The following is a 20,726-nucleotide window of genomic DNA, read 5'->3' on the forward strand; positions in this document are numbered from 1 at the left end:
GCGGTGAACGCCGCCCCCCTCGTCATCCTCGACGAGATCGACTCGACCAACGCTGAGGCGCGCCGCCTGGCCGAGGCCGGAGAGACGGGACCCCGCTGGATCGTGGCCCGCCGCCAGACGGCCGGTCGCGGCCGGCGTGGCCGTCATTGGAGCACCGAGCCGGGCAATCTGGCCGCCACCCTGCTGCTGCACACGCCGATGAAGGCGGGCGAGGCGGCCAAGGCCACCTTCGTCGCGGCCCTGGCGGTCGCGGACCTGCTGGACGTCTTCGTCTCGCCGGCTCTGGTGGCGATCAAATGGCCCAACGACGTCCTGCTGGACGGGGTCAAGGTGTCGGGCATCCTGGTCGAGAGCGGTCCGCATCCGGCCGGCGGCCTGTGGCTGGCCATCGGCGTCGGCGTCAACCTAGCCCATGCCCCGGCCGAGACCGAGCGCGGCGCGACCGCCGTGGCCGACCGCCTGCGCGGCGACCTGGGCTTCGCGCCCCCGGTCGAGGCGGCGGCCGAGATCCTGGCCGAGACCTTCGCCGTCTGGTGGGGCCGCTGGCGCACCCTGGGCTTCGAGCCGATCCTGGACGCCTGGACCAGTCGCCTGGTCGGTCTGCACGGCCCGTGCACCGCGCGGCTGGAGCACGAGACGCTGGAAGGCGTCGCAGAGGGGGTGGAGGCGGACGGCGCGCTTCGCCTGCGCCTGGCCGACGGATCGCACCGCATCATCTCGGCCGGCGACGTCTTCTTCGGGCGTGCAGCGTGATGCTGCTGGCCGTCGAACAGGGCAACACCAACACGCTGTTTGCGATCCACGACGGAAACGAGTGGACCGCCCAGTGGCGCACCGCGACCGACGCCAGCCGCACGGCCGACGAATACGCCGTCTGGCTGCACCAGTTGCTGACCATGAAGGGGCTGCAGTTCGACGCCCTGAGCGGCTGCATCATCTCCAGCGTGGTGCCGCAGTCGATCTTCAACCTGCGAAACCTGGCGCGGCGCTATCTGCGGATCGAGCCCCTGGTGATCGGCGAGAACGTCGACCTGGGCATAGAGGTCCGCATCGCCAAGCCCAGCGAGGCGGGCGCCGACCGCCTGGTCAACGCCATCGGCGCGCATCTGCTCTATCCCGGCGATCTGATCGTGATCGACAGCGGCACGGCGACCACCTTCGACATCGTGGCGGCCGACGGCGCCTTCGAGGGCGGGCTGATCGCGCCGGGCATCAACCTTTCGCTTCAGGCGCTGCACGAGGCGGCCGCCAAACTGCCCCGCATCGCCATCCAGAAGCCCGAGCACGTGATCGGCCGGGGCACGGTCGAGGCCATGCAGTCCGGCGTCTTCTGGGGCTATATCTCCCTCATCGAGGGACTGGTCGCACGCATCAGGACGGAGTGGGGACGCCCCATGACGGTCATCGGAACGGGCGGCGTGGCCAGCCTGTTCGAAGGCGCGACCGACAGCATCGACCGGTTCGATCCGGACCTCACCATCCGCGGCCTTCTCGAAATCTGGCGCCGCAATACCCATCTGACGGCTGAATGAAAAAACAAGCAAACGACGAACTCGTCTTCCTGCCGCTGGGCGGCTCGGACGAAGTTGGCATGAACCTGAACGCCTACGGCTATGGGCCTGAGGAGAACCGCCAGTGGCTGGTGGTCGATGTCGGCGTGACCTTCGGCGACCTGTCGACGCCCGGCGTGGACGTGATCGTGCCCGATCCGGCCTTCCTGGAAGGCGAGGACATCCGCGGCATCGTCCTGACCCACGCCCACGAGGACCACATCGGCGCCCTGGGCTGGCTGTGGCCGCGCCTGAAGGCCCCGGTCTATGCGACGCCCTTCACCGCCTATCTGATCCGCGACAAGCTGCGCGAGCGCAATCTGCTGGACCAGGTGGAGATCATCGAGGTTCCGCTGGGCGGCGCGGTCCAGATCGGTCCGTTCGGCGTCACCTTCGTCACCATGACCCACTCGATCGCCGAGCCGAACGGCCTGGCCATCGACACGCCCCTGGGCCTGGTGTTCCACACCGGCGACTGGAAGATCGACGACCAGCCGGTGATCGGCTCCATGACCGACGCCCCCGCCATCCGCGCCCTGGGCGACAAGGGCGTGCTGGCGATGGTGTGCGATTCCACCAACGTCTTCGTGCCGGGCGTGGCGGGGTCCGAGGGCGACGTGGCCGTGGCCCTGGGCAAGCTGATCTCGACGCTGAAGGGGCGGGTGGCCGTGGGCTGCTTCGCCTCCAACGTCGCGCGCATGGACAGCGTCATCCGCGCCGCAGAGGCCTGCGGCCGCCGCGTCGCCCTGGCCGGCCGGTCGATGCACCGGATCACGGCGGCGGCCAAGCACGTCGGCATGCTGCAGGACATCAAGCCCTTCCTGTCCGACGAGGAAGCCCGCGTCTGGCCCGCCGACGAGATTCTGTACCTGTGCACCGGCAGCCAGGGCGAGGCGAGGGCCGCCCTGTCGCGCGTCGCCGACGGCACCCACCCGACGGTCAAGCTGGGCCTGGGCGACCACTGCATCTTCTCGTCGCGCCAGATCCCGGGCAACGAACTGGCCATCGGCCGGCTTCAGGACCGGCTCGCCGACCGGGGCGTGCGCCTCTACACCGAGAAGGACCACCCCGGCATTCACGTGTCCGGCCACCCGTGCCGCGACGAGCTGAAGCAGATGTACGAATGGGCGCGGCCGCAGATCGCGGTGCCCACCCACGGCGTGCGCCGCTTCCTGCTGGAACACGCCAACCTGGCCAAGGAAGTCGGCGTCCCCGAGACCGTCACGCCCCGCAACGGCGACATGGTGCGCCTGGCGCCCGGCCCGGCCGCCATCGTCGACGAGGTGCCGAACGGGCGTCTGTACGTCGACGGCGGAATGCTGGTGACCGAACAGGGCGAGGCGCTGAAGGAGCGCCGCCACGCCTCGACCAACGGCGTGCTGGTCGTGGCCTTCTGCCTGGACAAGCGCGGCCGCATCGTCAGCGACATCGACATCCGCAGCGTCGGCCTGCCCGGCGACCTGCGCAAACCCCTGGGCGACGTGCTGGACGACCTGGCCGAACGGGTCGAAAACGTCGTCTCCAGCCTGAAGGGCGAGGCGCTGGAGGACGAAATGGTCATCGAACAGGCCGTCGCCCGCACCCTGAAGAAGGCCAGCCAGCAGATCTGGGATCGCCGCCCGATCGTGGAAACGGTCGTCCTGCGCCTGTGATGCAACCTTGACCGTTCGGGCGCATTCCTGCGCTCGAACCGTTGGGGCCGCCGATGTCGACGAAGCCGAAGCCAGCGACGCGCCTGTTGCAGCGGGTGCGCCACGCGCGCCATCCGCTGCAGGGCTGGCGGCGGTGGGCGGTGATCGCGGGCCAGGGGCTGGCGGGCTTCGTCGCCCTGTTCGCCGCGGTCAACCTGACGCTCAGCCTGTCGACGTTCCGCGGCGAGGACCCGCTGGCGCGCACCGTTCAGGAACTGCGCGTCCTGTGGTTCAGCCCGCCGCCGGGGCAGCCCATGTCGCCGTCCGCCTTTCCGACGGTCTACGGCCGTGACCTGGGTCCCGCGCCCGATACGGCCGCCATCCACGCCTTTCTGGAGGACGAGGCCGAGGACGGCGTCTTCCTGCTCGACCATGTGATGGTGGACCGGATCCTGAAGCTGAACGGGCGCATCGACGCGCGCAGCCTGCCGGCCGGGGTCTATGTCGGCGCCCATGCCCTGGGGCCCGACGGCCTGCCGTTCGTGCCGGTGACGAAATTCCTGGCGCACTATCTGCTGTTCCCGCGCCATGCCTACATCCTGGTCGTGCCGGCCCAGGGGCCGGCCATCGCCTTTTCGGCGAGCCAGAACGCCAAGTTCGGCATCGACGCCCACCCGAATCGGCTGTCCGCCGAGGTCGCGCCCTTCACGCCGGACGCCTATGACTTCCCGAGTTCCGGCGAGGCCCTTCACGAGATGACCCGGATCACCAACGACCCGGTCCGCGTCGCCGGCGCCGTCCAGGCGCTGAAGGGCGCCCAGGCGCGCCTGGCCGAGGAAAAGCTGACCTACGGCCTGCTGGCGCCGAACTCCAACACCGCCGTCGGCTGCGTGCTGGAAGGCGCGGGCGCGATCAGCGAACGGGCGCGATCGTCCATCCTTCTGGCCCTGAGGGCGCCGGGATTCGGGGCTCCGTGCGGCTAGAAGCCGGCCCGCGGCGCCATCAAGAGTCCCTTTCTTCCTTGCCCAAGTCGAATCCGCTGGGCTACGCCCTGAAGCATCCTGAGGAGGAAGCGCATGAGCAACGTCATCCCCGAACACATCCAGTGGTTTCACGGCATCGATCTTGGCGAGGGCGTGATTACGCCGGGCTTCAAGGCGAACGATCTGCTGCGTGCGGAGGCGGACGTGGTTTTCAGCTATCCCGTGGCGGGAAAGACCGTTCTCGATATCGGCGCCTGGGACGGCTTCTTCTCGTTCGAAGCGGAAAAGCGTGGCGCGTCCCGCGTCCTGGCGACCGACTGGTTCTGCTGGGGCGGGCCGGGTTGGGGCACCCAGGCCGGGTTCAACCATGCGCGCGCCGCCCTTGGCTCCAAGGTGGAGGACAAGGAGATCGACGTCCCGAACATTTCGCCGGAAACGGTCGGCATGTTCGACATCGTGCTGCTTTCCGGCGTGATCTACCACGTCACCGACCCGCTGATGATCCTGAAGCGGGCGGCGGAGGTCACGCGCGAATGCCTCATCATCGAGACGGCGGTCGCCCTGCTCGACGTGAAGGATCCCGCGATGCAGTTCCTTCACTCGATGCCGCACAACCAGGACCCCACCAACTTCTGGTCGCCCAATCCGGCGGCGGTGATCGCCATGCTGAAGTGGTGCGGATTCCGCAACGTGATGGTGTCCGAACATCCCCACAACAAGTTCGACGACCCCGTCAATCCGCGCTGCTATTTCCACGCGGTAAAATAGCACCCGGGGCCAAGGCGCTTGACTCTGCGTCGAGCGCCTTGGCACGGACAGGGATGGCCGAACGACTCTTCCTGCTGAACCCCGACTGGCATGACGACCAGGGCGGTCCCTGGTTCTGCCCGGCCGGCGCCTACATCGAGGGCGTCCTGGCCTTCTACCCCCGCCTGCGCGACCTGTTGAACGTCGTCTATCTGGACCATGCCCGCCCCCGCCCGCCGGTGATCGCCCAGGTGGGGGAGGCGCACCAGGGCTGCCCCGTCCTGGTCCTGGACGGGGAATGGGATTGGCCTGACGCCCAGCTCAGCGAAGCGACCGGAAGGCGCTTCCTCCAGGACCACGCCATCGCTCCCTATCTGGCGGCCCGCTACGGCGTCGGCCGCCCGCATCCCTGAAAGGATCGCCCCATGCCCCTCGGCCCCGTGACCATGATCGGCGTCTATCTGGTGGTGTGGTGGACGGTGCTGTTCGCCGTCCTGCCGCTGGGCTCGTCCAGGGAGGTGCACGAGCCGCCGACCGACGGGAGCCAGTGGGGCGCGCCCCGGACGCCGAACCTGAAGAAGAAGTTCATCACCACCACCTGGGTCTCGGCCATCGTCTGGGCGCTGATCATGGTGCTGCTGTTCACCGGCTGGCTGCCGCTGCCCGACTTCTCGCGCGCCCCGGCGCTTTGATTGTCGCGCCGGCCTAGCCTTTGGGCCGCCGGTGCGGCTAAAGGCTTCGTCTGTCTCTACGCCTAGGATTCCCGACCATGCGCCTGTCGCGCTATTTCCTGCCGACGCTGAAGGAAGCGCCCTCCGACGCCCAGATCGTCTCGCACCAGCTGATGCTGCGCGCGGGCATGATCAGACAGGAGGCGGCCGGCATCTACGCCTGGCTGCCGCTGGGCCTGCGCGTGCTCAGGAAGATCGAGCAGATCGTGCGCGAGGAACAGGTGAGGGCGGGCGCGGTCGAGCTGCTGATGCCGACCCTGCAGCTGGCCGACCTGTGGCGGGAATCCGGCCGCTACGACGCCTATGGGCCGGAGATGCTGCGCATCACCGACCGGCACGAGCGCGAGCTGCTGTACGGCCCGACCAACGAGGAGATGGTGACCGACATCTTCCGGGCCTATGTGAAATCCTACAAGTCGCTGCCGCTGAACCTGTTTCACATCCAGTGGAAGTTCCGCGACGAGCGCCGCCCCCGCTTCGGCGTGATGCGCGGGCGCGAGTTCCTGATGAAGGACGCCTATTCCTTCGATCTGGACGAGGCCTTGGCCCGCAAGTCCTACAACCGGATGTTCGTGGCCTATCTGAACACCTTCGCCCGCATGGGGCTGAAGGCCGTGCCGATGCGCGCCGACACCGGCCCCATCGGCGGCGACCTGAGCCACGAGTTCATCGTCCTGGCCGAGACCGGAGAGAGCGCGGTCTTCTGCGACCGCAAGCTGGTCGAGATGCCGGCCCCGGGCGCCGACCTGGACTGGGACGACCTCCAGGCCCTGGTGGACGCCCGCACGGCCATGTACGCCGCCACCGAGGAGATGCACGACGCCGCCACCTTCGAGAGCCAGACGCCCGAGGCCGACCGGCTGTCGGCGCGCGGCATCGAGGTCGGCCACATCTTCTACTTCGGCGAGAAGTATTCGGCCCCGATGAAGGCCCGCGTGGCGGGACCGGACGGCCAGGACGTCAATGTCCACATGGGCAGCTACGGCGTCGGCGTGTCGCGTCTGATGGGCGCCATCATCGAGGCCAGCCATGACGCCGGCGGCATCATCTGGCCCGACGCCGTGGCGCCGTTCGACGTGGTGGTCATCAATCTGCGCGTCAGCGACGAGGCCGTCTCGGCCGCCTGCGACAACGCCGTGGCCCAGCTCAAGGCCCTGGGCAAGGACGTGCTCTACGACGACACCGACGAACGGCCGGGCGGCAAGTTCGCCACCGCCGACCTGATCGGCGTGCCGTGGCAGCTGACCATCGGCCCCAAGGGGCTGGCCGACGGCGTCGTCGAACTGAAGCGGCGCGCCACCGGCGAGAAGGTCTCCGTGCCGCTGGCCGAGGCCATCGAAAGGCTGACCGCTTGACCCTGCCGTCCCGCCCCGCCGGCCCCTTCTCGTCGTGGGAGCTCGGCCTGGCCGTCCGCTATCTGCGCGCCAAGCGCAAGGAGGGGGGCGTCGCCACCATCGCGGTCATCAGCTTCGTCGGCATCATGCTGGCCGTGGCCGTGCTGATCAGCGTCATGAGCATCATGGCCGGCTTCCGCAGCGAACTGCTGGGCCGCACCCTGTCGTTCAACGGCCATATGTACGTTCAGGGCCCGGTGCTGAACGCGCCGGACCGGGCCGCCGCCCTCAGGCGCATCGCCGCCGTGCCGGGCGTGACCAGCGCGGCGCCGCTGAACGAGTCGCAGAGCCTGATCCGCGTCGGCAACTTCACCACGGGCGCCATGGTGCGCGGCGTGCGTCCGCAGGATCTGCCCTACACCTCCTATGTTTGGGACAGCCTGACGCCCGAGGCGCGCGAAAGCTTCGGCAAGGGCGCCTACGGCGGCGACCGCATCCTGATCGGCAAGACGATGGCGGCCCAGACGGGCCTGCGGGTGGGCGATCCGATCACCCTGTACTCCCCCACCGGCGCCGACAGCGCCTTCGGCAATCTGGGCGGGCTGGAAAAGACCTATTACGTCGGGGGCGTCTTCAGTTCCGGCACATCGGACTTCGATCAGGTCTTCATCTTCATGCCGCTGGAGCAGGCCCAGCTGTTCTTCGGCAAGGACGGCGTCTGGGACGTGATCGAGCTGAAGGTCCAGGACCCCGACCGGGTGGGCGACATGGCCGCCGCCGTGCGCCAGGCCGCGGGCCCCGGGGCGGTCGTCACCGACTGGCGCGAGCGCATGGCCGCCTTCGCCGGGGCGCTGAAGGTCGAGCGCGTGGCCATGAGCATCATCCTGGGCCTGGTCGTGGCCATCGCCGCCATGAACATCATCTCCGGCATCGTCATGCTGGTGAAGAACAAGACCCGCGACATCGCCATTCTGCGCACCGTGGGCGCCAGCCCGTCGGCGATCCTGCGGATCTTCTTCATGTCCGGCGCCCTGATCGGCGTGGCCGGCACCCTGGCGGGCCTGGCCCTGGGCCTGGCCTTCTGCCTGAACATCGGCGCCATCCAGCACTTCCTGGAAGGGCTGCTGGGGGTCCAGCTGTTCAACTCCGACGTCTATATGCTGGACGCCATCCCGGCGCTGGTGGACCCGGCGGACGTCACCTGGGTCGCGGTCTGGTCGCTGCTGATGAGCTGCGTCGCCAGCCTGCCGCCGTCGTGGACCGCGTCCCGCATCGATCCCGTGGAGGCCCTGCGCTATGAGTGAGGCCCCCATCCTGTCGGTCCGCGACCTGACCCGGACCTATCCCACCGCCCAAGGCGGTCTGACCGTGCTGAAGGGCGTCGACCTGGATGTCTATCCGGGCGAGATCGTGGGACTGATCGGGCCGTCGGGCTCGGGCAAGTCGTCGCTGCTGCACGCCGCCGGCCTGCTGGAAAAGCCCACCTCCGGCACGGTCGCCATCGACGGAGAGGCGGTCGGCGGGCTGGACGAGCGCGCCCGCACGCGCCTGCGCCTGTCGCGCATCGGCTTCGTCTATCAGTTCCACCACCTGCTGCCCGAGTTCGACGCCCGCGACAACGTGGTGCTGCCGATGCGGATCGCCGGCGTCTCCCTGGCCGAGGCGCGGGCCAAGGCGGGCGAGACCCTGGCGGCGCTGGGCCTGGGCGACCGCCTGACCCACCAGCCGGCCCAGCTGTCGGGCGGAGAGCGCCAGCGCGTGGCCATCGCCCGCGCCCTGGCCAACCGTCCGCGCCTGCTTCTGGCCGACGAGCCGACCGGAAACCTGGACCCGTCCACCAGCCAGTCGGTGTTCGAATCGCTGCGCGACCTGGCCAAGACCACGGGCGTCGCCGCCCTGATCGCCACCCACAACATGGAACTGGCCGGCCACATGGACCGCGTCTTCGCCATCAAGGATGGCCACCTGGAGCAGCGCGCGGCCGAAAGCCACGCCTACTAGTCACCCCACGGCGGCGTCGCCCCAGATGGCGCGCAGGCGCTCGGAGCGGCGGCAACCGATGCGATAGGCCTCGTAGCGGGCGGGGTGTCGCCGGGCGTAGTCCTGGTGCTCGGCCCCCGCTGGCCAGAACCGCTGGGCCCCGACGATCGGGGTGGTGAAGGTCTTTCGCAGCGTCCGCATGGCCGCATCGCGCGAGGCGACGGCGTCCGCCCGCTGATCGGCCGTGGCGAAGATCGCGGTGCGATAGGACGGCCCGTGGTCGCAGAACTGCCCTTGGGGATCGGTCGGATCGATGGTGCGCCAATAGCGGTCGGCCAGGGCGCGATAGCTGACCACCGTGGGATCGAAGGTGACGCGCACCGCCTCCATGTGGCCCGTTCCGCCGCGCACCACCTGCTCGTAGGTCGGATGGGCGGTATGGCCGCCGACAAAGCCCGACACCGCCGAGCGCACGCCCGGCAGTCCGTCGAACGCCTTCTCCTCCGACCAGAAGCACCCGCCGGCGAAGACGGCCGTCTGCAGGCCCTGTGACTGGGCCGTGGCGGACGGGGGCGCCGCGCCCGCCGCCGCCAACGCAAGCGCCGTCGCAGTGGCCGCCCAGACCGCCGTGGTCGCCGCTGTCGTGAATTTCCGGATCATGCCGATCTCTCCTGTCCTGATCCTGCATACGATGGGCGGGTCCGGATGGTTTCAGCGGCGGCCCTTGACGGGAACGGAAGAGGAACATAGAACATTACCGGAACATGCAGCGCCGCCGGAGAGCAGGACATGCCGCGTTTGATAAGGGATATGTTGTCGCTGGCGTCGTGCGGCGGCTTTGTCTGGATGGCCTGGACCCTGGCCTTCAGCGTGACGGCCGCCTGATTTTCGCACGGCGCCTTGCGGGCTGTGCGAAATGCGCCGCTCGATGTTTCAATGGCTTAGGCGCCGATTTCATACCTTTCATACGGTTCAGACCCTGTTTTTCGCGTGTGCATTCGGGTGTGAAACGATATCCACAAACGATCTCGGCCCACGGCGGGCCTCGGTCGGTTTGCGATGTTCCGACGCCGCATGATGTGAGACTCGGGTCAGGATGATCGTCGCGATCCCGCGAAGATGTCGGTCGGAGGTTCGGTGAGCGAGGCGGTGAACAGTCAGGGGTTCGTGCATCTGCGGGTCCGCTCGGCCTATTCGCTGCTGGAAGGCGCGATCAAGGCGGGCAAGATCGGCCGGATGGCCGCCGATGCGGGGATGCCCGCCGTCGCCGTGGCCGACCGGGCCAATCTGTTCGGCGCCCTGGAGTTCAGCCAGACCACCCGCGACGTCGGGGTCCAGCCCATCGTGGCCTGCGCGCTTCCCGTCGTCGGGATCGGCGGACGGATCAACGCCCGCTGGGCCAAAACGCCGACCGTCGTGCTGCTGGCCCAGAACGAGACCGGCTGGCTGAACCTGTGCGCCCTGTCCTCGTCCGCCTATCTGGACGCCGGCGACATGGCCGAGCCGGGCGTGGCCTGGGATCAGGTGGCCGCCCGCGCCGAGGGGCTGATCCTGCTGTCGGGCGGACCGGACGGCCCGGTCGACCCGCTGTTCGCCCAGAACAAGCCCGCCGAGGCCGCCCAGGCGCTCCAGGCCATGCACGCCGCCTTCGGCGACCGCTTCTATGTCGAGCTGCAACGTCACGGCCTGGACGATGAAAAGCGCGCCGAGCCGGGGCTGGTTCGCTGGGCCTACGACCACGACGTTCCCCTGGTCGCCACCAACGACGTCTATTACGCCAAGGCGGCCCAGGCGAAGTCGCACGACGCCCTGCTGTGCATCGCCGACGGCGCCTTCACCGGCCAGGACGACCGCCGCCGCATCACCGGCCAGCACTGGTTCAAGCCGCCCGAGGCGATGCGCGAGCTGTTCGCCGACCTGCCCGAGGCCTGCGACAACACCCTCGACATCGCGCGGCGCTGCGCCTTCCTGGTGAAGACCCACGCGCCGATCCTGCCGCGCTTCGACACCGGCGCGGGCCGTTCAGAGCCCGACGAACTGGCCCACCAGGCGCGCGAGGGTCTGAAGGCCCGCCTGACCCAGGTGACGCCCGCGGTCCCGGAAGAGGAATACTGGGCCCGCCTGGAATGGGAGGTCGGGATCATCCAGCAGATGGGGTTCCCGGGCTATTTCCTGATCGTCTCGGACTTCATCAAATGGGCCAAGGCGCACGGTATTCCGGTCGGGCCGGGGCGGGGCTCGGGCGCCGGGTCGCTGGTGGCCTGGTCGCTGACCATCACCGACCTGGACCCGTTGCGGTTCGGCCTGCTGTTCGAGCGCTTCCTGAATCCCGAGCGGGTCTCCATGCCCGACTTCGACATCGACTTCTGCCAGGAACGTCGGGAAGAGGTGATCGATTACGTCCAGGCCCATTACGGCAAGGACCGGGTCGCCCAGATCATCACCTTCGGCACCCTGCAGGCGCGCGCGGTGCTGCGCGACGTCGGCCGGGTGCTGCAGATGCCGCTCGGCCAGGTCGACCGGCTCTGCAAGATGGTGCCGAACAATCCGGCCAACCCGGTCACCCTGGCCCAGGCCATCGACCTGGAGCCGCGGCTGAAGGAGGCGCGGGATTCCGAGCCGGCGGTCAGGACCCTGCTGGAGACGGCGCTGGAGCTGGAGGGGCTCTACCGCAACGCCTCGACCCACGCCGCCGGCATCGTCATCGGCGACCGGCCGCTGACGGAGCTGGTGCCGCTGTATCAGGATCCGCGCTCCACCATCCCGGCCAGCCAGTTCAACATGAAGTGGGTCGAGCCGGCCGGCCTGGTGAAGTTCGACTTCCTGGGCCTGAAGACCCTGACCACGCTGGACCGCGCGCGGGGCTATCTGGAGCGACGCGGGGCCGCGCCCGACTGGAACGGTCTGCCGCTGGACGACGCGCGCACCTATGAGCTGATGGCCTCGGGCCAGACGGTCGGGGTGTTCCAGCTGGAATCCCAAGGGATGCGCGACACGCTGCGCAAGATGCGCTGCGGCTCCATTGAGGAGATCACCGCCCTGATCTCCCTCTATCGGCCGGGGCCGATGGAGATGATCGACACCTACATCGACCGCAAGTTCGGCAGGGCCGAGGTCGATTATCTGCACCCCAGCCTGAAGGAGGTGCTGACCGAGACCTACGGCGTCATCATCTACCAGGAGCAGGTGATGAAGATCGCCCAGATCCTGGCCGGCTACAGCCTGGGCGAGGCCGACCTGCTGCGTCGCGCCATGGGCAAGAAGAAGAAGGAGGAGATGGACTTCCAGCGGGCGCGCTTCATCAAGGGCGCCTCGGAAAAGGGCGTCTCGGAGGCGCAGTCCGGCGGCATCTTCGACCTGGTGGCCAAGTTCGCGGGCTATGGCTTCAACAAGTCCCACGCCGCCGCCTACGCCCTGATCTCCTTCCAGACCGGTTGGCTGAAGGCCAATCATCCGGTCGAGTTCTTCGCCGCCTCCATGAGCCTGGACCTGTCGAACACCGACAAGCTGGCGGTCTTCTACCAGGACGCCAAGCGGTTCGACGTGCCCGTGCTGCCGCCCGACATCAACCGCTCCTCGGCCGACTTCGACGTGTCGTGGGAGGACGGCAGGGGCGCGGTCCTCTATGCGCTGGGGGCCATCCGCAACGTGGGCCTGGAAGCCATGCGCCACGTCATCGAGGTGCGCGAGCAGGGCGGCCGCTTCGTCGACATCTTCGACTTCCTGGAACGGGTCGATCCGCGTTGCGTCAACAAGCGGGCGCTGGAGGGCCTGGCCAAGGCCGGGGCCTTCGACAGCCTGCATTCCAACCGCCGCCAGCTGGTCGAACAGGCCGACGTCCTGATGGCCTATTGCCAGAGCGTGGCGGCCGAACGCGCCTCGGCCCAGGTCAATCTGTTCGGCGGCGACCAGGCCCACGCCGGCCGCCCGCGCCTGAAGAGCGTCGAACCCTGGGTCGGGCCGGACCGGCTGGACCAGGAATTGTCGGCGGTGGGCTTCTATCTGTCCGGCCACCCGCTGGACGACATGGCCCAGGCCCTGAAGCGCAAGCGCGTGACCTTCGTGGCCGAAGCCCTGCCTCTGGCCGAGAGCGGGCACGAGGCCTTCCAGATGGCCGGCGTGGTGCGCCGTCGCCAGGAACGGGCCAGCGCCCGCACCGGCGAAAAGTTCGCCTTCGTCACCTTCTCCGATCCGACGGGCGAGTTCGAATGCCTCTTCCCGCCCGAGCAGCTGCGCCGCTGCCGCGAGGTGCTGGAGCCGGGCGCCTCGGTGATGGTGCGGGTCCGCGCCAAGGCGTCCGACGGCGAGGTGCGCTTCTTCGGCGACGACGCCTCGCAGATGGACAATCTGCTGGACGACGCCAACATGGCCTTGCGCGTCCATGTTTCGGCCCGCACCGCGGACGCGGAGGCGCTGAAGGCGCGGCTGGAACGGGCGCGGTCCGGCGCCATCGGCAAGGGCGGCGAAATCTGGCTGATGATCGCCGGTCTGGACCAGGGGCGGGAGGCCGAGATCCGGCTTCCGGGCCGCTATCGCCTGGACGGGGCGCTGCGCGGCGCGCTGAAGTCCGCGCCTGGCGTGGTCATGCTGGAGGACGCCTGACGGCCCGCCCGTGACCCTGAGGCGCGACGGCGTAACGGCTAAGCTTCTGAAATATCGGAACCTCACGTGCGCGTGAGCGGTTTTAGGGTCTCACCAGGGAGACTGTTCCAATGATGAAGATCACCGCCATCGCCAGCATCGCCTCCGCCGCCGCGCTCCTCGCCGCCTGCGGCCAGGGCGGCGACAGCGCGCAACAGAACGCCGAAGAGACGGTCAACGCCACCCAGGACATGACCTCGGGCGTCGTCGGCCAGACCTCGGCCGCCACCATGGGCACCAACACCGTCGAAGGATTCGTCACCAACCTGGCGGTCGGCAACATGTATGAGCTGCAGGCCGCCGAGATCGCCCAGGCGAAATCGACCAACGCCGACGTCAAGGCGCTGGCCGCCATGATCCGGACCGACCACACCCGCGCCGGCGAGAAGCTGTCGGCGACCGCCCCGACCGCCGCGCCGAACGTCGCGGTGCCGACTACGCTTGACCAACGTCGCCAGGGCCTGATCGACAATCTGAACGCGGCTTCGGCCGGCGATTTCGACAAGGTCTATCTGGAGCAGCAGGTCGCCGCCCACAACGAGACCCTGACGCTGCTAAACGGCTTCTCCGACAACGCCGACGCGCCGACCCTGGCCGCCCTGGCGCGCGAACTGGTCCCGACCGTCACCCAGCATCGTGACCGGGCCCAGCAACTGCTCGACGCCATGGGCTGACCGGCGCGACGAGAGACGGCAGGAGAGGGCGGTCCCGCGGGGCCGCCCTTTTCGCGCCACTTGCCTTTTGGTCCGATCCCGCCTACATGGCCCGCGCATTTCGCAACGCGGGCGAGGCGCGTTTCGGGGAGACATCCCGATCCGCTCCATTCCGAGGGGCCGGCTGGTCCTTTTATCGCCCGCGCCACGTTGATCGGAAAAAGGACTGAACGATCATGGCTCTGCCTGAATTCTCGATGCGCACCCTGCTGGAAGCGGGCGCCCACTTCGGCCACCAGACCCACCGCTGGAACCCGAAGATGGACCGCTACATCTTCGGCTCGCGCTCGAACATCCACATCATCGACCTGTCGCAGACGATGCCGCTGATGCACCAGGCGCTGGTCGCCGTGCGCGACGTCGCCGCCAAGGGCGGTCGCGTCCTGTTCGTCGGCACCAAGCGCCAGGCCGCCGAGCCGGTCGCCGAAGCCGCCAAGCGCTGCGCCCAATACTACATGAACAACCGCTGGCTGGGCGGCACCCTGACCAACTGGCGCACCGTTTCGGGCTCCATCGCCCGCCTGCGCGAGCTGGAAGGCATCGTGGAAACGGGCGGCGAGGGCCGCAACAAGAAGGAGCTGCTGACCCTGCAGCGCGAGAAGGACAAGCTGGAGCTCTCGCTGGGCGGCATCAAGGACATGGGTTCGATCCCGGACATCATGTTCGTGATCGACACCAACAAGGAAGCGATCGCGATCCAGGAAGCGCGCAAGCTGAACATCCCGATCATCGCCATCCTGGACACCAACTCGGACCCCGACGGCATCACCTATCCGGTGCCGGGCAACGACGACGCCGCGCGCGCCATCCAGACCTACTGCGACCTGATCGCGGACGCGGTTCTGGACGGCCTGGCCGCCGGCGCCTCGGCCTCGGGCGTCGACCTGGGCGCTTCGGAAGCTCCGGTCGAGCCGATGCTGCGCGAAGCCTCGGCCCCCAAGGCTGAAGCCGAAGCGGCTCCGGCCGGTGCGGAAGGCGCGGCCGAGGAGCTGCTGGCTTCGGACGACGCGTCGGCCAACACCGAGGCGCTGGACGCCGTCGAGACCGAGAAGGCCACGGGCTGATCGCCCGACGGTCTTTCTGGCGCGCTACGCTTGCCGCGCGGCGGCTCGCGACTTGAGCGCCACCGAGGCCGTGCGTTGAACTGACACACGGCCGGGCTAAGTCAGTCCGGCCGTTCCCGCATACGATCCCATAGGAGAAGAACATGGCCGAGATCACTGCCGCCCTCGTGAAGGAGCTTCGCGAGCGTTCGGGCGTCGGCATGATGGACTGCAAGAAGGCGCTGCAGGAGAACGACGGCGACATCAACGCCGCGATCGACTGGCTGCGCGCCAAGGGCCTGTCCAAGGCCGCCAAGAAGGCCGACCGCGTCGCCGCCGAGGGCCTGGTCGCCGTCGCCTCGAAGGAAGACGGCAAGGGTGAAGTCGCCGCCGCCATCGAGTTCAACGCGGAAACCGACTTCGTCGCCCGCAACGAGCTGTTCCAGAACGCCGCCAAGCGCTTCGCCGAGCTGGGCCTGGAGCACCACACCGTAGAGGCGCTGCACGGCGCCGAACTGGAAGCCGGCAAGACCGTCCAGGACGAAGTGACCAACATGATCGCCACCATCGGCGAGAACATGCAGCTGCGCCGCGCCGCCCGCCTGTCGGTCGAGGAAGGCGTCGTCGCCACCTACGTCCACAACGCAGTGTCGCCGGGCGTCGGCCGCATCGGCGTGCTGGTCGCCCTGCACGGCGAGGGCGACAAGACGGCCCTGCGCGAGCTGGGCCGCAAGATCGCCATGCACGTCGCGGCCACCTCGCCGCTGTCGCTGAACACCGACGATCTGGACCCCGCCGCGATCGAGAAGGAACGTCAGGTCCTGACCGAGAAGGCCAAGGAAGAAGGCCGTCCGGAGAACATGATCGCCAAGATCGTGGAAGGCCAGATCAACAAGTTCCAGAAGGACGTGGTGCTGTCCAAGCAGCCGTTCGTCATGGATCCGGACGTGACCGTCGAACAGCTGGTCGCCAACTCGGCCAAGGAACTGGGCTCCTCGAACCTGCACCTGGCCGGCTTCGTCCGCCTGGCGCTGGGCGAAGGCGTCGAGAAGGTCGAAGGCCCGGACTTCGCTTCGGAAGTCGCCTCGATGATGGGCGGCCAGTAAGCCGCCATCGCCCTCATTCGTGAGGGTTTTGTTCAAGAAGGGCGCGTTCGGCTTTGATGGCCGGCGCGCCCTTCGTCTATAAGGGGCCGCCCGATTCAGCGGCGCCGCAGTACACGGACCTTTTCCCGCATGCCCGACGCCCCTTCCGAGTTTCGTTACAAACGCGTCCTGCTCAAGGTCTCGGGCGAGGTGCTGATGGGCGACCAGCCCTATGGCGTCGACATGAAGACCGTCGACACGATCGCCCAGGCGGTGGCCGAGGTGGTGCGCGAAGGCGTGGAGATCTGCCTGGTCATCGGCGGCGGCAACATCTTCCGCGGCCTGTCCAAGGCGGCCGCCGGCATGGAACGGGCCCAGGCGGACTACATGGGCATGCTGGCCACCGTGATGAACGCCCTGGCCATGCAGTCGGCGCTGGAGAAGATCGGCGTCTCGACCCGCGTGCAGAGCGCCATTCCGATGGCCGCGATCGCCGAGCCCTATATCCGTCGCCGCGCGCTGCGGCATCTGGAGAAGGGCCGCGTGGTGATCTTCGCCGCCGGGGTGGGCGCGCCCTTCTTCACGACCGATTCCGGGGCGGCTCTCCGCGCGGCGGAGATGGGCTGCGACGCCCTGCTCAAGGGCACCAGCGTCGACGGCGTCTATACCGCCGATCCCAAGAAGGACCCGTCCGCGACCCGCTACGACACCCTGACCTATCAGGACGTGTTGGCGAAGGATCTGCGCGTGATGGACGCCTCCGCCATCGCCATGATGCGCGACACGGGCATTCCGATCGTGGTCTTCTCGATCCGGGAGGACAAGTCGCTGCGGCGGACGCTGACCGGCGAGGGCACCTTCACGGTCATCAAGGACGCCGCCTGAGCGTCCGACACGAACCAGGAACGACGAGAGAGAACGACATGGCCAAGCCAGACCTGAAAAGCTATCGCGACCGCATGGACAAGTCCGTGGCGGCCCTGAAGGAAGAGTTCAGCGGACTGCGCACCGGCCGCGCCAACGCCGGCCTGCTGGAGCCCGTCCGCGTGGAGGCCTATGGCTCGACCTCGCCGCTGAACGCCGTGGCGGCCATCAGCGTGCCCGAGCCGCGCATGATCACCGTCAACGTCTGGGACAAGGGCATGGTGGTGTCGGTCGAGAAGGCCATCCGTCAGGCCGACCTGGGCCTGAACCCCATCGTCGACGGCCAGACCCTGCGCATCCCCGTGCCGCCCCTGACCGAGGAACGCCGCAAGGACCTGGTCAAGCTGGCCGGCAAGTATGCGGAACAGCAGAAGATCGCCGTGCGCAACGTGCGCCGCGACGCCAACGACGACCTGAAGAAGGCCGAGAAGGCGGGCGAGATCAGCCAGGACGATCAGAAGCGCATGGAAACCGAGGTCCAGAAGGACACCGACGCGGCCATCAAGCGCATCGACGAGGCCTTGAAGACCAAGGAACAAGAGATCATGCAGGTCTGAGGCGGCCGTGGACCTGAAGGGATCGACAATCGCATGACGGCCGCGCCTTCAGGTCCGGAAAGCCTCACGGGCGCGGACGGCCCGCGCCATGTCGCCATCATCATGGACGGCAACGGCCGCTGGGCCAAGCGCCGCGGCCTGCCGCGCGCCGTGGGCCATCGCGAAGGCGTCCAGGCGCTGAAACGCACCATCGAGGCCGCTCCCGGTCTGGGGATCGGCTGCCTGACGGTGTTCGGCTTCTCGACCGAGAACTGGAGCCGGCCCGAGGACGAGGTGTCCGACCTGATGGGCCTGGTGCGGACCTATGTGGCTAGCGACCTGAAGCGGCTGGAGAAGGCCGGCGTGCGGCTGCGCGTGCTGGGGCGCCGCGACGGCCTGCCGGCCGACATCGCCGAGATCATCGTCCGCGCCGAGGCGCAGACGGCGCACAACGACCGCTTCCTGCTGCAGGTCGCCTTCAACTACGGCGGGCGGGCCGATCTGGTCGACGCCGCGCGCCGCCACGCCGAACGACTGCTGGCCGGCGAGACGGTCGAGCCCTTCAGCGAAAAGGTCATCGAGGCGGGGCTGGCAACGGCCGGATCGCCGCCGCTGGACCTGATCGTGCGGACTTCTGGCGAACAGAGGCTGTCCAACTTCCTGCTGTGGGAAGCCGCCTACGCCGAATTGGTGTTCCAGGACATCCTGTGGCCCGACTACGGCCCCAAGGCTCTGGCCGAGGCCGTGGACGCCTATCGACGGCGGGACCGTCGCTTCGGCGGGCGCGAGGTCCCGGCCGAACGCGTGACGGCCTGATGGCGGTCCGGGGACGCGATATCGGCCTGCGCGCCGCCTCGGCCGTGGTTCTGGCGCCGGCCGCCGTGGCCGCGACCTGGGCCGGAGGCGTGTGGTTCCTGGCCCTGATGGTGGCCGCTTGCGTGGTCCTGGCCTTCGAATGGGCGGCGATGAGCGCGCCGCACGCCCGGCGTCTGATGGGCGGCGCGGTCACCTTCGGCCTGGTCGCCTCGGTCGTCAGCGCGCATTTCGGGGCGATGGCGGTGGCCTTCATCATGCTGGTCTTCGGCGCCGCCGCCGCCGGCGTCTATGCGCGAAGCCGGGGGCAGCAGGCGCTCGACGCCGCCTATGGGGTGCTCTACCTCGGCTGGCCGGCGGTGCTGCTGATCTGGCTGCGCGACGTGGACAGCACCGTGGGCCTGCACTGGACCGTGCTGGTGTTCGCCGTGGCCTGGTCGGCCGACATCCTGGCCTATCTGGTCGGATCGACCGTGGGCGGCCCCAAGCTGTGGCCGCGTTTTTCGCCCAACAAGACCTGGTCCGGCTTCGTCGGCGGCATCGTGGCCGGCGCCGTCGCGGGCGCGGTCATGGCGGCCTGGGTCGACATGGGCCGCCTGACCGTCTTCTGGGGCGCGATCCTGGGCCTGGCCGCCGCCCTGGCCACGATGGGGGGCGATCTGTGGGAGTCGGCGCTGAAGCGTCGGTTCGGGGTCAAGGACGCCGGCAACACCATCCCCGGGCACGGGGGGCTGCTGGACCGGGTCGACGGCCTGATGTTCGCCGTCGTCGTGGTGGCGGTGGGCCGGTTGGCGGTGCTGATGCTGGAGCGCGGCGGATGATCCGGCGGCGCGTGACGGTGCTGGGCTCGACCGGCTCGGTCGGCTCCTCGACGCTGGACCTGATGGCGCGCGCCGAGGAGACGGGCGCCGGCGCCTTCGAGGTCGAGGCCCTGACCGGCGGGGCCAATATCGCGCGGCTGGCCGAGCAGGCCCGGCGCTGGCGGCCCAAGATCGCCGTGACGGCGGACGAGACGCGGCTGGACGCCCTGAAGGACGCCTTGAGGGGAACGGGCGTGGCCGCCGCGGCCGGGGAGGGGGCCGTGATCGAGGCGGCCCTGCGTCCGGCCGACTGGATCATGGCCTCCATCGTCGGCGCGGCGGGCCTGAAGTCGGCCTGGGCGGCGGCGGGGACCGGCGCCGTCCTGGCCCTGGCGAACAAGGAGAGCCTGGTCTGCTGCGGTCCGGCGCTGATCCAGCGGGTGCGCGCCGCCGGCGGTCGCCTGATTCCGGTCGATTCGGAGCATTCGGCGATCTTCCAGGTGTTCCCGGCCGAGGCGCCCGACCGCGTGTCCAGGCTGGTCCTCACCGCGTCGGGCGGTCCGTTCCGTGAAACCCCCGCCGCGAGGATGTCGGCCATCACGCCGGAACAGGCCGTGGCCCATCCGAACTGGAGCATGGGCGCCAAGATTTCCGTCGACAGCGCCACCATGGCCAACAAGGGCCTGGAGATGATCGAGGCGGCCTACCTGTTCGACATGCCGCAGGACCGCATCGACGTCGTGGTGCATCCCGAATCCATCATCCACAGCCTTGTGGAATATGTGGACGGATCGACCCTGGCGCAGATGGGGCCGCCGGACATGCGCACCCCGATCGCCTGCGCGCTGGCCTGGCCCGGCCGGATCGCCTGGCCGGCCCCGCGGCTGGACCTGGCCGCCCTGGGGCGGCTGACGTTCCAGGCGCCCGATCTAGACCGGTTTCCGGCGCTTGCTCTGGCGCGCGAGGCGTTGCGCACGGGCGGTGCGGCGCCGGCGGTATTCAACGCCGCCAACGAAATCGCCGCCCTGGCGTTTCTTGACCGGAAGCTGGGCTTTCTCAATATTGCCGCAGTCGTCGCTGAAACCCTTGAGCGAGCGACGAAGTCGGGGATGACCTTCGGTTCCGGCGACGCCTGCGCGGCGGCCCTTGCGGTCGATGCGCAAGCCCGCGGACTGGCCCGGTCCATCATCACCGACCTCGCCAAGGCGGCGTGAA

General features: G+C 68.8%; 20 protein-coding genes. 19 read left to right on the top strand and 1 reads right to left on the bottom strand.

Annotation, left to right across the window (positions count from 1 at the left end):
• The first annotated feature begins 3 nt into the window (after window positions 1-3).
• From M8231_RS06895 to M8231_RS06940, 10 genes are all read left to right on the top strand, one after another.
• Window positions 4-753 carry a biotin--[acetyl-CoA-carboxylase] ligase gene (locus tag M8231_RS06895; protein WP_250202497.1) on the top strand — a complete coding sequence of 250 codons (750 nt, stop codon included), beginning with the start codon at window positions 4-6 and terminating at the stop codon, window positions 751-753.
• Window positions 750-1,532, top strand: a complete 783-nt coding sequence (locus M8231_RS06900) for a type III pantothenate kinase (protein WP_249750632.1) — start codon at window positions 750-752, stop codon at window positions 1,530-1,532. The genes M8231_RS06895 and M8231_RS06900 overlap by 4 nt, the downstream gene beginning before the upstream one ends.
• Window positions 1,529-3,202 (top strand): ribonuclease J, encoded by a 1,674-nt coding sequence (locus M8231_RS06905; RefSeq protein WP_250202498.1) that lies wholly within the window; start codon window positions 1,529-1,531, stop codon window positions 3,200-3,202. The genes M8231_RS06900 and M8231_RS06905 overlap by 4 nt, the downstream gene beginning before the upstream one ends.
• Before the next feature lie 53 nt (window positions 3,203-3,255).
• Window positions 3,256-4,164, top strand: a complete 909-nt coding sequence (locus tag M8231_RS06910; RefSeq protein WP_250202499.1) for a hypothetical protein — start codon at window positions 3,256-3,258, stop codon at window positions 4,162-4,164.
• Window positions 4,165-4,257: 93 nt separating this feature from the next.
• Window positions 4,258-4,932 carry a class I SAM-dependent methyltransferase gene (locus M8231_RS06915; RefSeq protein ID WP_249750630.1) on the top strand — a complete coding sequence of 225 codons (675 nt, stop codon included), beginning with the start codon at window positions 4,258-4,260 and terminating at the stop codon, window positions 4,930-4,932.
• 53 nt (window positions 4,933-4,985) lie between these two features.
• Window positions 4,986-5,324 (top strand): DUF3088 family protein, encoded by a 339-nt coding sequence (locus M8231_RS06920; protein WP_249750629.1) that lies wholly within the window; start codon window positions 4,986-4,988, stop codon window positions 5,322-5,324.
• A 12-nt stretch (window positions 5,325-5,336) separates the two neighbouring features.
• Entirely contained in the window at window positions 5,337-5,603 is a 267-nt protein-coding gene (locus M8231_RS06925; RefSeq protein WP_249750628.1) for a DUF1467 family protein, read from the top strand.
• Between the two features lie 77 nt (window positions 5,604-5,680).
• Complete coding sequence (gene proS / locus M8231_RS06930; protein WP_250202500.1) at window positions 5,681-6,997, top strand: proline--tRNA ligase; 1,317 nt, start codon at window positions 5,681-5,683, stop codon at window positions 6,995-6,997.
• Window positions 6,994-8,280: a lipoprotein-releasing ABC transporter permease subunit gene (locus M8231_RS06935; protein ID WP_431307128.1), complete on the top strand. Its 1,287-nt coding sequence runs from the start codon at window positions 6,994-6,996 to the stop codon at window positions 8,278-8,280. The genes proS and M8231_RS06935 overlap by 4 nt, the downstream gene beginning before the upstream one ends.
• Window positions 8,273-8,977: an ABC transporter ATP-binding protein gene (locus M8231_RS06940; protein ID WP_250202501.1), complete on the top strand. Its 705-nt coding sequence runs from the start codon at window positions 8,273-8,275 to the stop codon at window positions 8,975-8,977. The genes M8231_RS06935 and M8231_RS06940 overlap by 8 nt, the downstream gene beginning before the upstream one ends.
• On the opposite strand, the gene msrA is transcribed toward M8231_RS06940, so the two are convergent.
• Window positions 8,978-9,616, bottom strand: a complete 639-nt coding sequence (gene msrA, locus M8231_RS06945) for a peptide-methionine (S)-S-oxide reductase MsrA (RefSeq protein ID WP_249750627.1) — start codon at window positions 9,614-9,616, stop codon at window positions 8,978-8,980. It abuts the gene before it with no gap.
• 477 nt (window positions 9,617-10,093) lie between these two features.
• On the opposite strand from msrA, the gene dnaE reads away from it, so the two are divergent.
• The 9 genes from dnaE (at window position 10,094) to dxr (ending at window position 20,725) form a co-directional block, all read left to right on the top strand.
• Window positions 10,094-13,558, top strand: coding sequence for a DNA polymerase III subunit alpha (gene dnaE / locus M8231_RS06950; protein WP_250202502.1), 3,465 nt, complete (start codon window positions 10,094-10,096; stop codon window positions 13,556-13,558).
• Window positions 13,559-13,668: 110 nt separating this feature from the next.
• A complete protein-coding gene (locus M8231_RS06955; RefSeq protein ID WP_249750626.1) occupies window positions 13,669-14,271 on the top strand; it encodes a DUF4142 domain-containing protein in 603 nt (200 codons plus the stop codon).
• Between the two features lie 215 nt (window positions 14,272-14,486).
• Window positions 14,487-15,374: a 30S ribosomal protein S2 gene (rpsB, locus tag M8231_RS06960; RefSeq protein ID WP_249750625.1), complete on the top strand. Its 888-nt coding sequence runs from the start codon at window positions 14,487-14,489 to the stop codon at window positions 15,372-15,374.
• A gap of 143 nt (window positions 15,375-15,517) precedes the next feature.
• Window positions 15,518-16,459: a translation elongation factor Ts gene (gene tsf, locus M8231_RS06965; protein WP_249750624.1), complete on the top strand. Its 942-nt coding sequence runs from the start codon at window positions 15,518-15,520 to the stop codon at window positions 16,457-16,459.
• Between the two features lie 129 nt (window positions 16,460-16,588).
• On the top strand, window positions 16,589-17,323 hold the full coding sequence (pyrH, locus tag M8231_RS06970; protein WP_250202503.1) for a UMP kinase: 735 nt from the start codon (window positions 16,589-16,591) through the stop codon (window positions 17,321-17,323).
• A 38-nt stretch (window positions 17,324-17,361) separates the two neighbouring features.
• Entirely contained in the window at window positions 17,362-17,919 is a 558-nt protein-coding gene (gene frr, locus M8231_RS06975; protein WP_249750622.1) for a ribosome recycling factor, read from the top strand.
• Between the two features lie 33 nt (window positions 17,920-17,952).
• Window positions 17,953-18,714, top strand: a complete 762-nt coding sequence (uppS, locus tag M8231_RS06980; protein WP_249750621.1) for a polyprenyl diphosphate synthase — start codon at window positions 17,953-17,955, stop codon at window positions 18,712-18,714.
• The gene (locus M8231_RS06985; RefSeq protein ID WP_250202504.1) at window positions 18,714-19,532 is read left to right on the top strand and encodes a phosphatidate cytidylyltransferase; all 819 of its coding nucleotides are present in this window, start codon (window positions 18,714-18,716) and stop codon (window positions 19,530-19,532) included. Before uppS ends, M8231_RS06985 begins: the two co-directional genes overlap by 1 nt.
• A complete protein-coding gene (gene dxr, locus M8231_RS06990; protein ID WP_249750620.1) occupies window positions 19,529-20,725 on the top strand; it encodes a 1-deoxy-D-xylulose-5-phosphate reductoisomerase in 1,197 nt (398 codons plus the stop codon). Before M8231_RS06985 ends, dxr begins: the two co-directional genes overlap by 4 nt.
• Window position 20,726 lies beyond the last annotated feature (1 nt).

Source organism: Brevundimonas albigilva (assembly GCF_023573565.1).
Classification (GTDB): domain Bacteria; phylum Pseudomonadota; class Alphaproteobacteria; order Caulobacterales; family Caulobacteraceae; genus Brevundimonas; species Brevundimonas albigilva.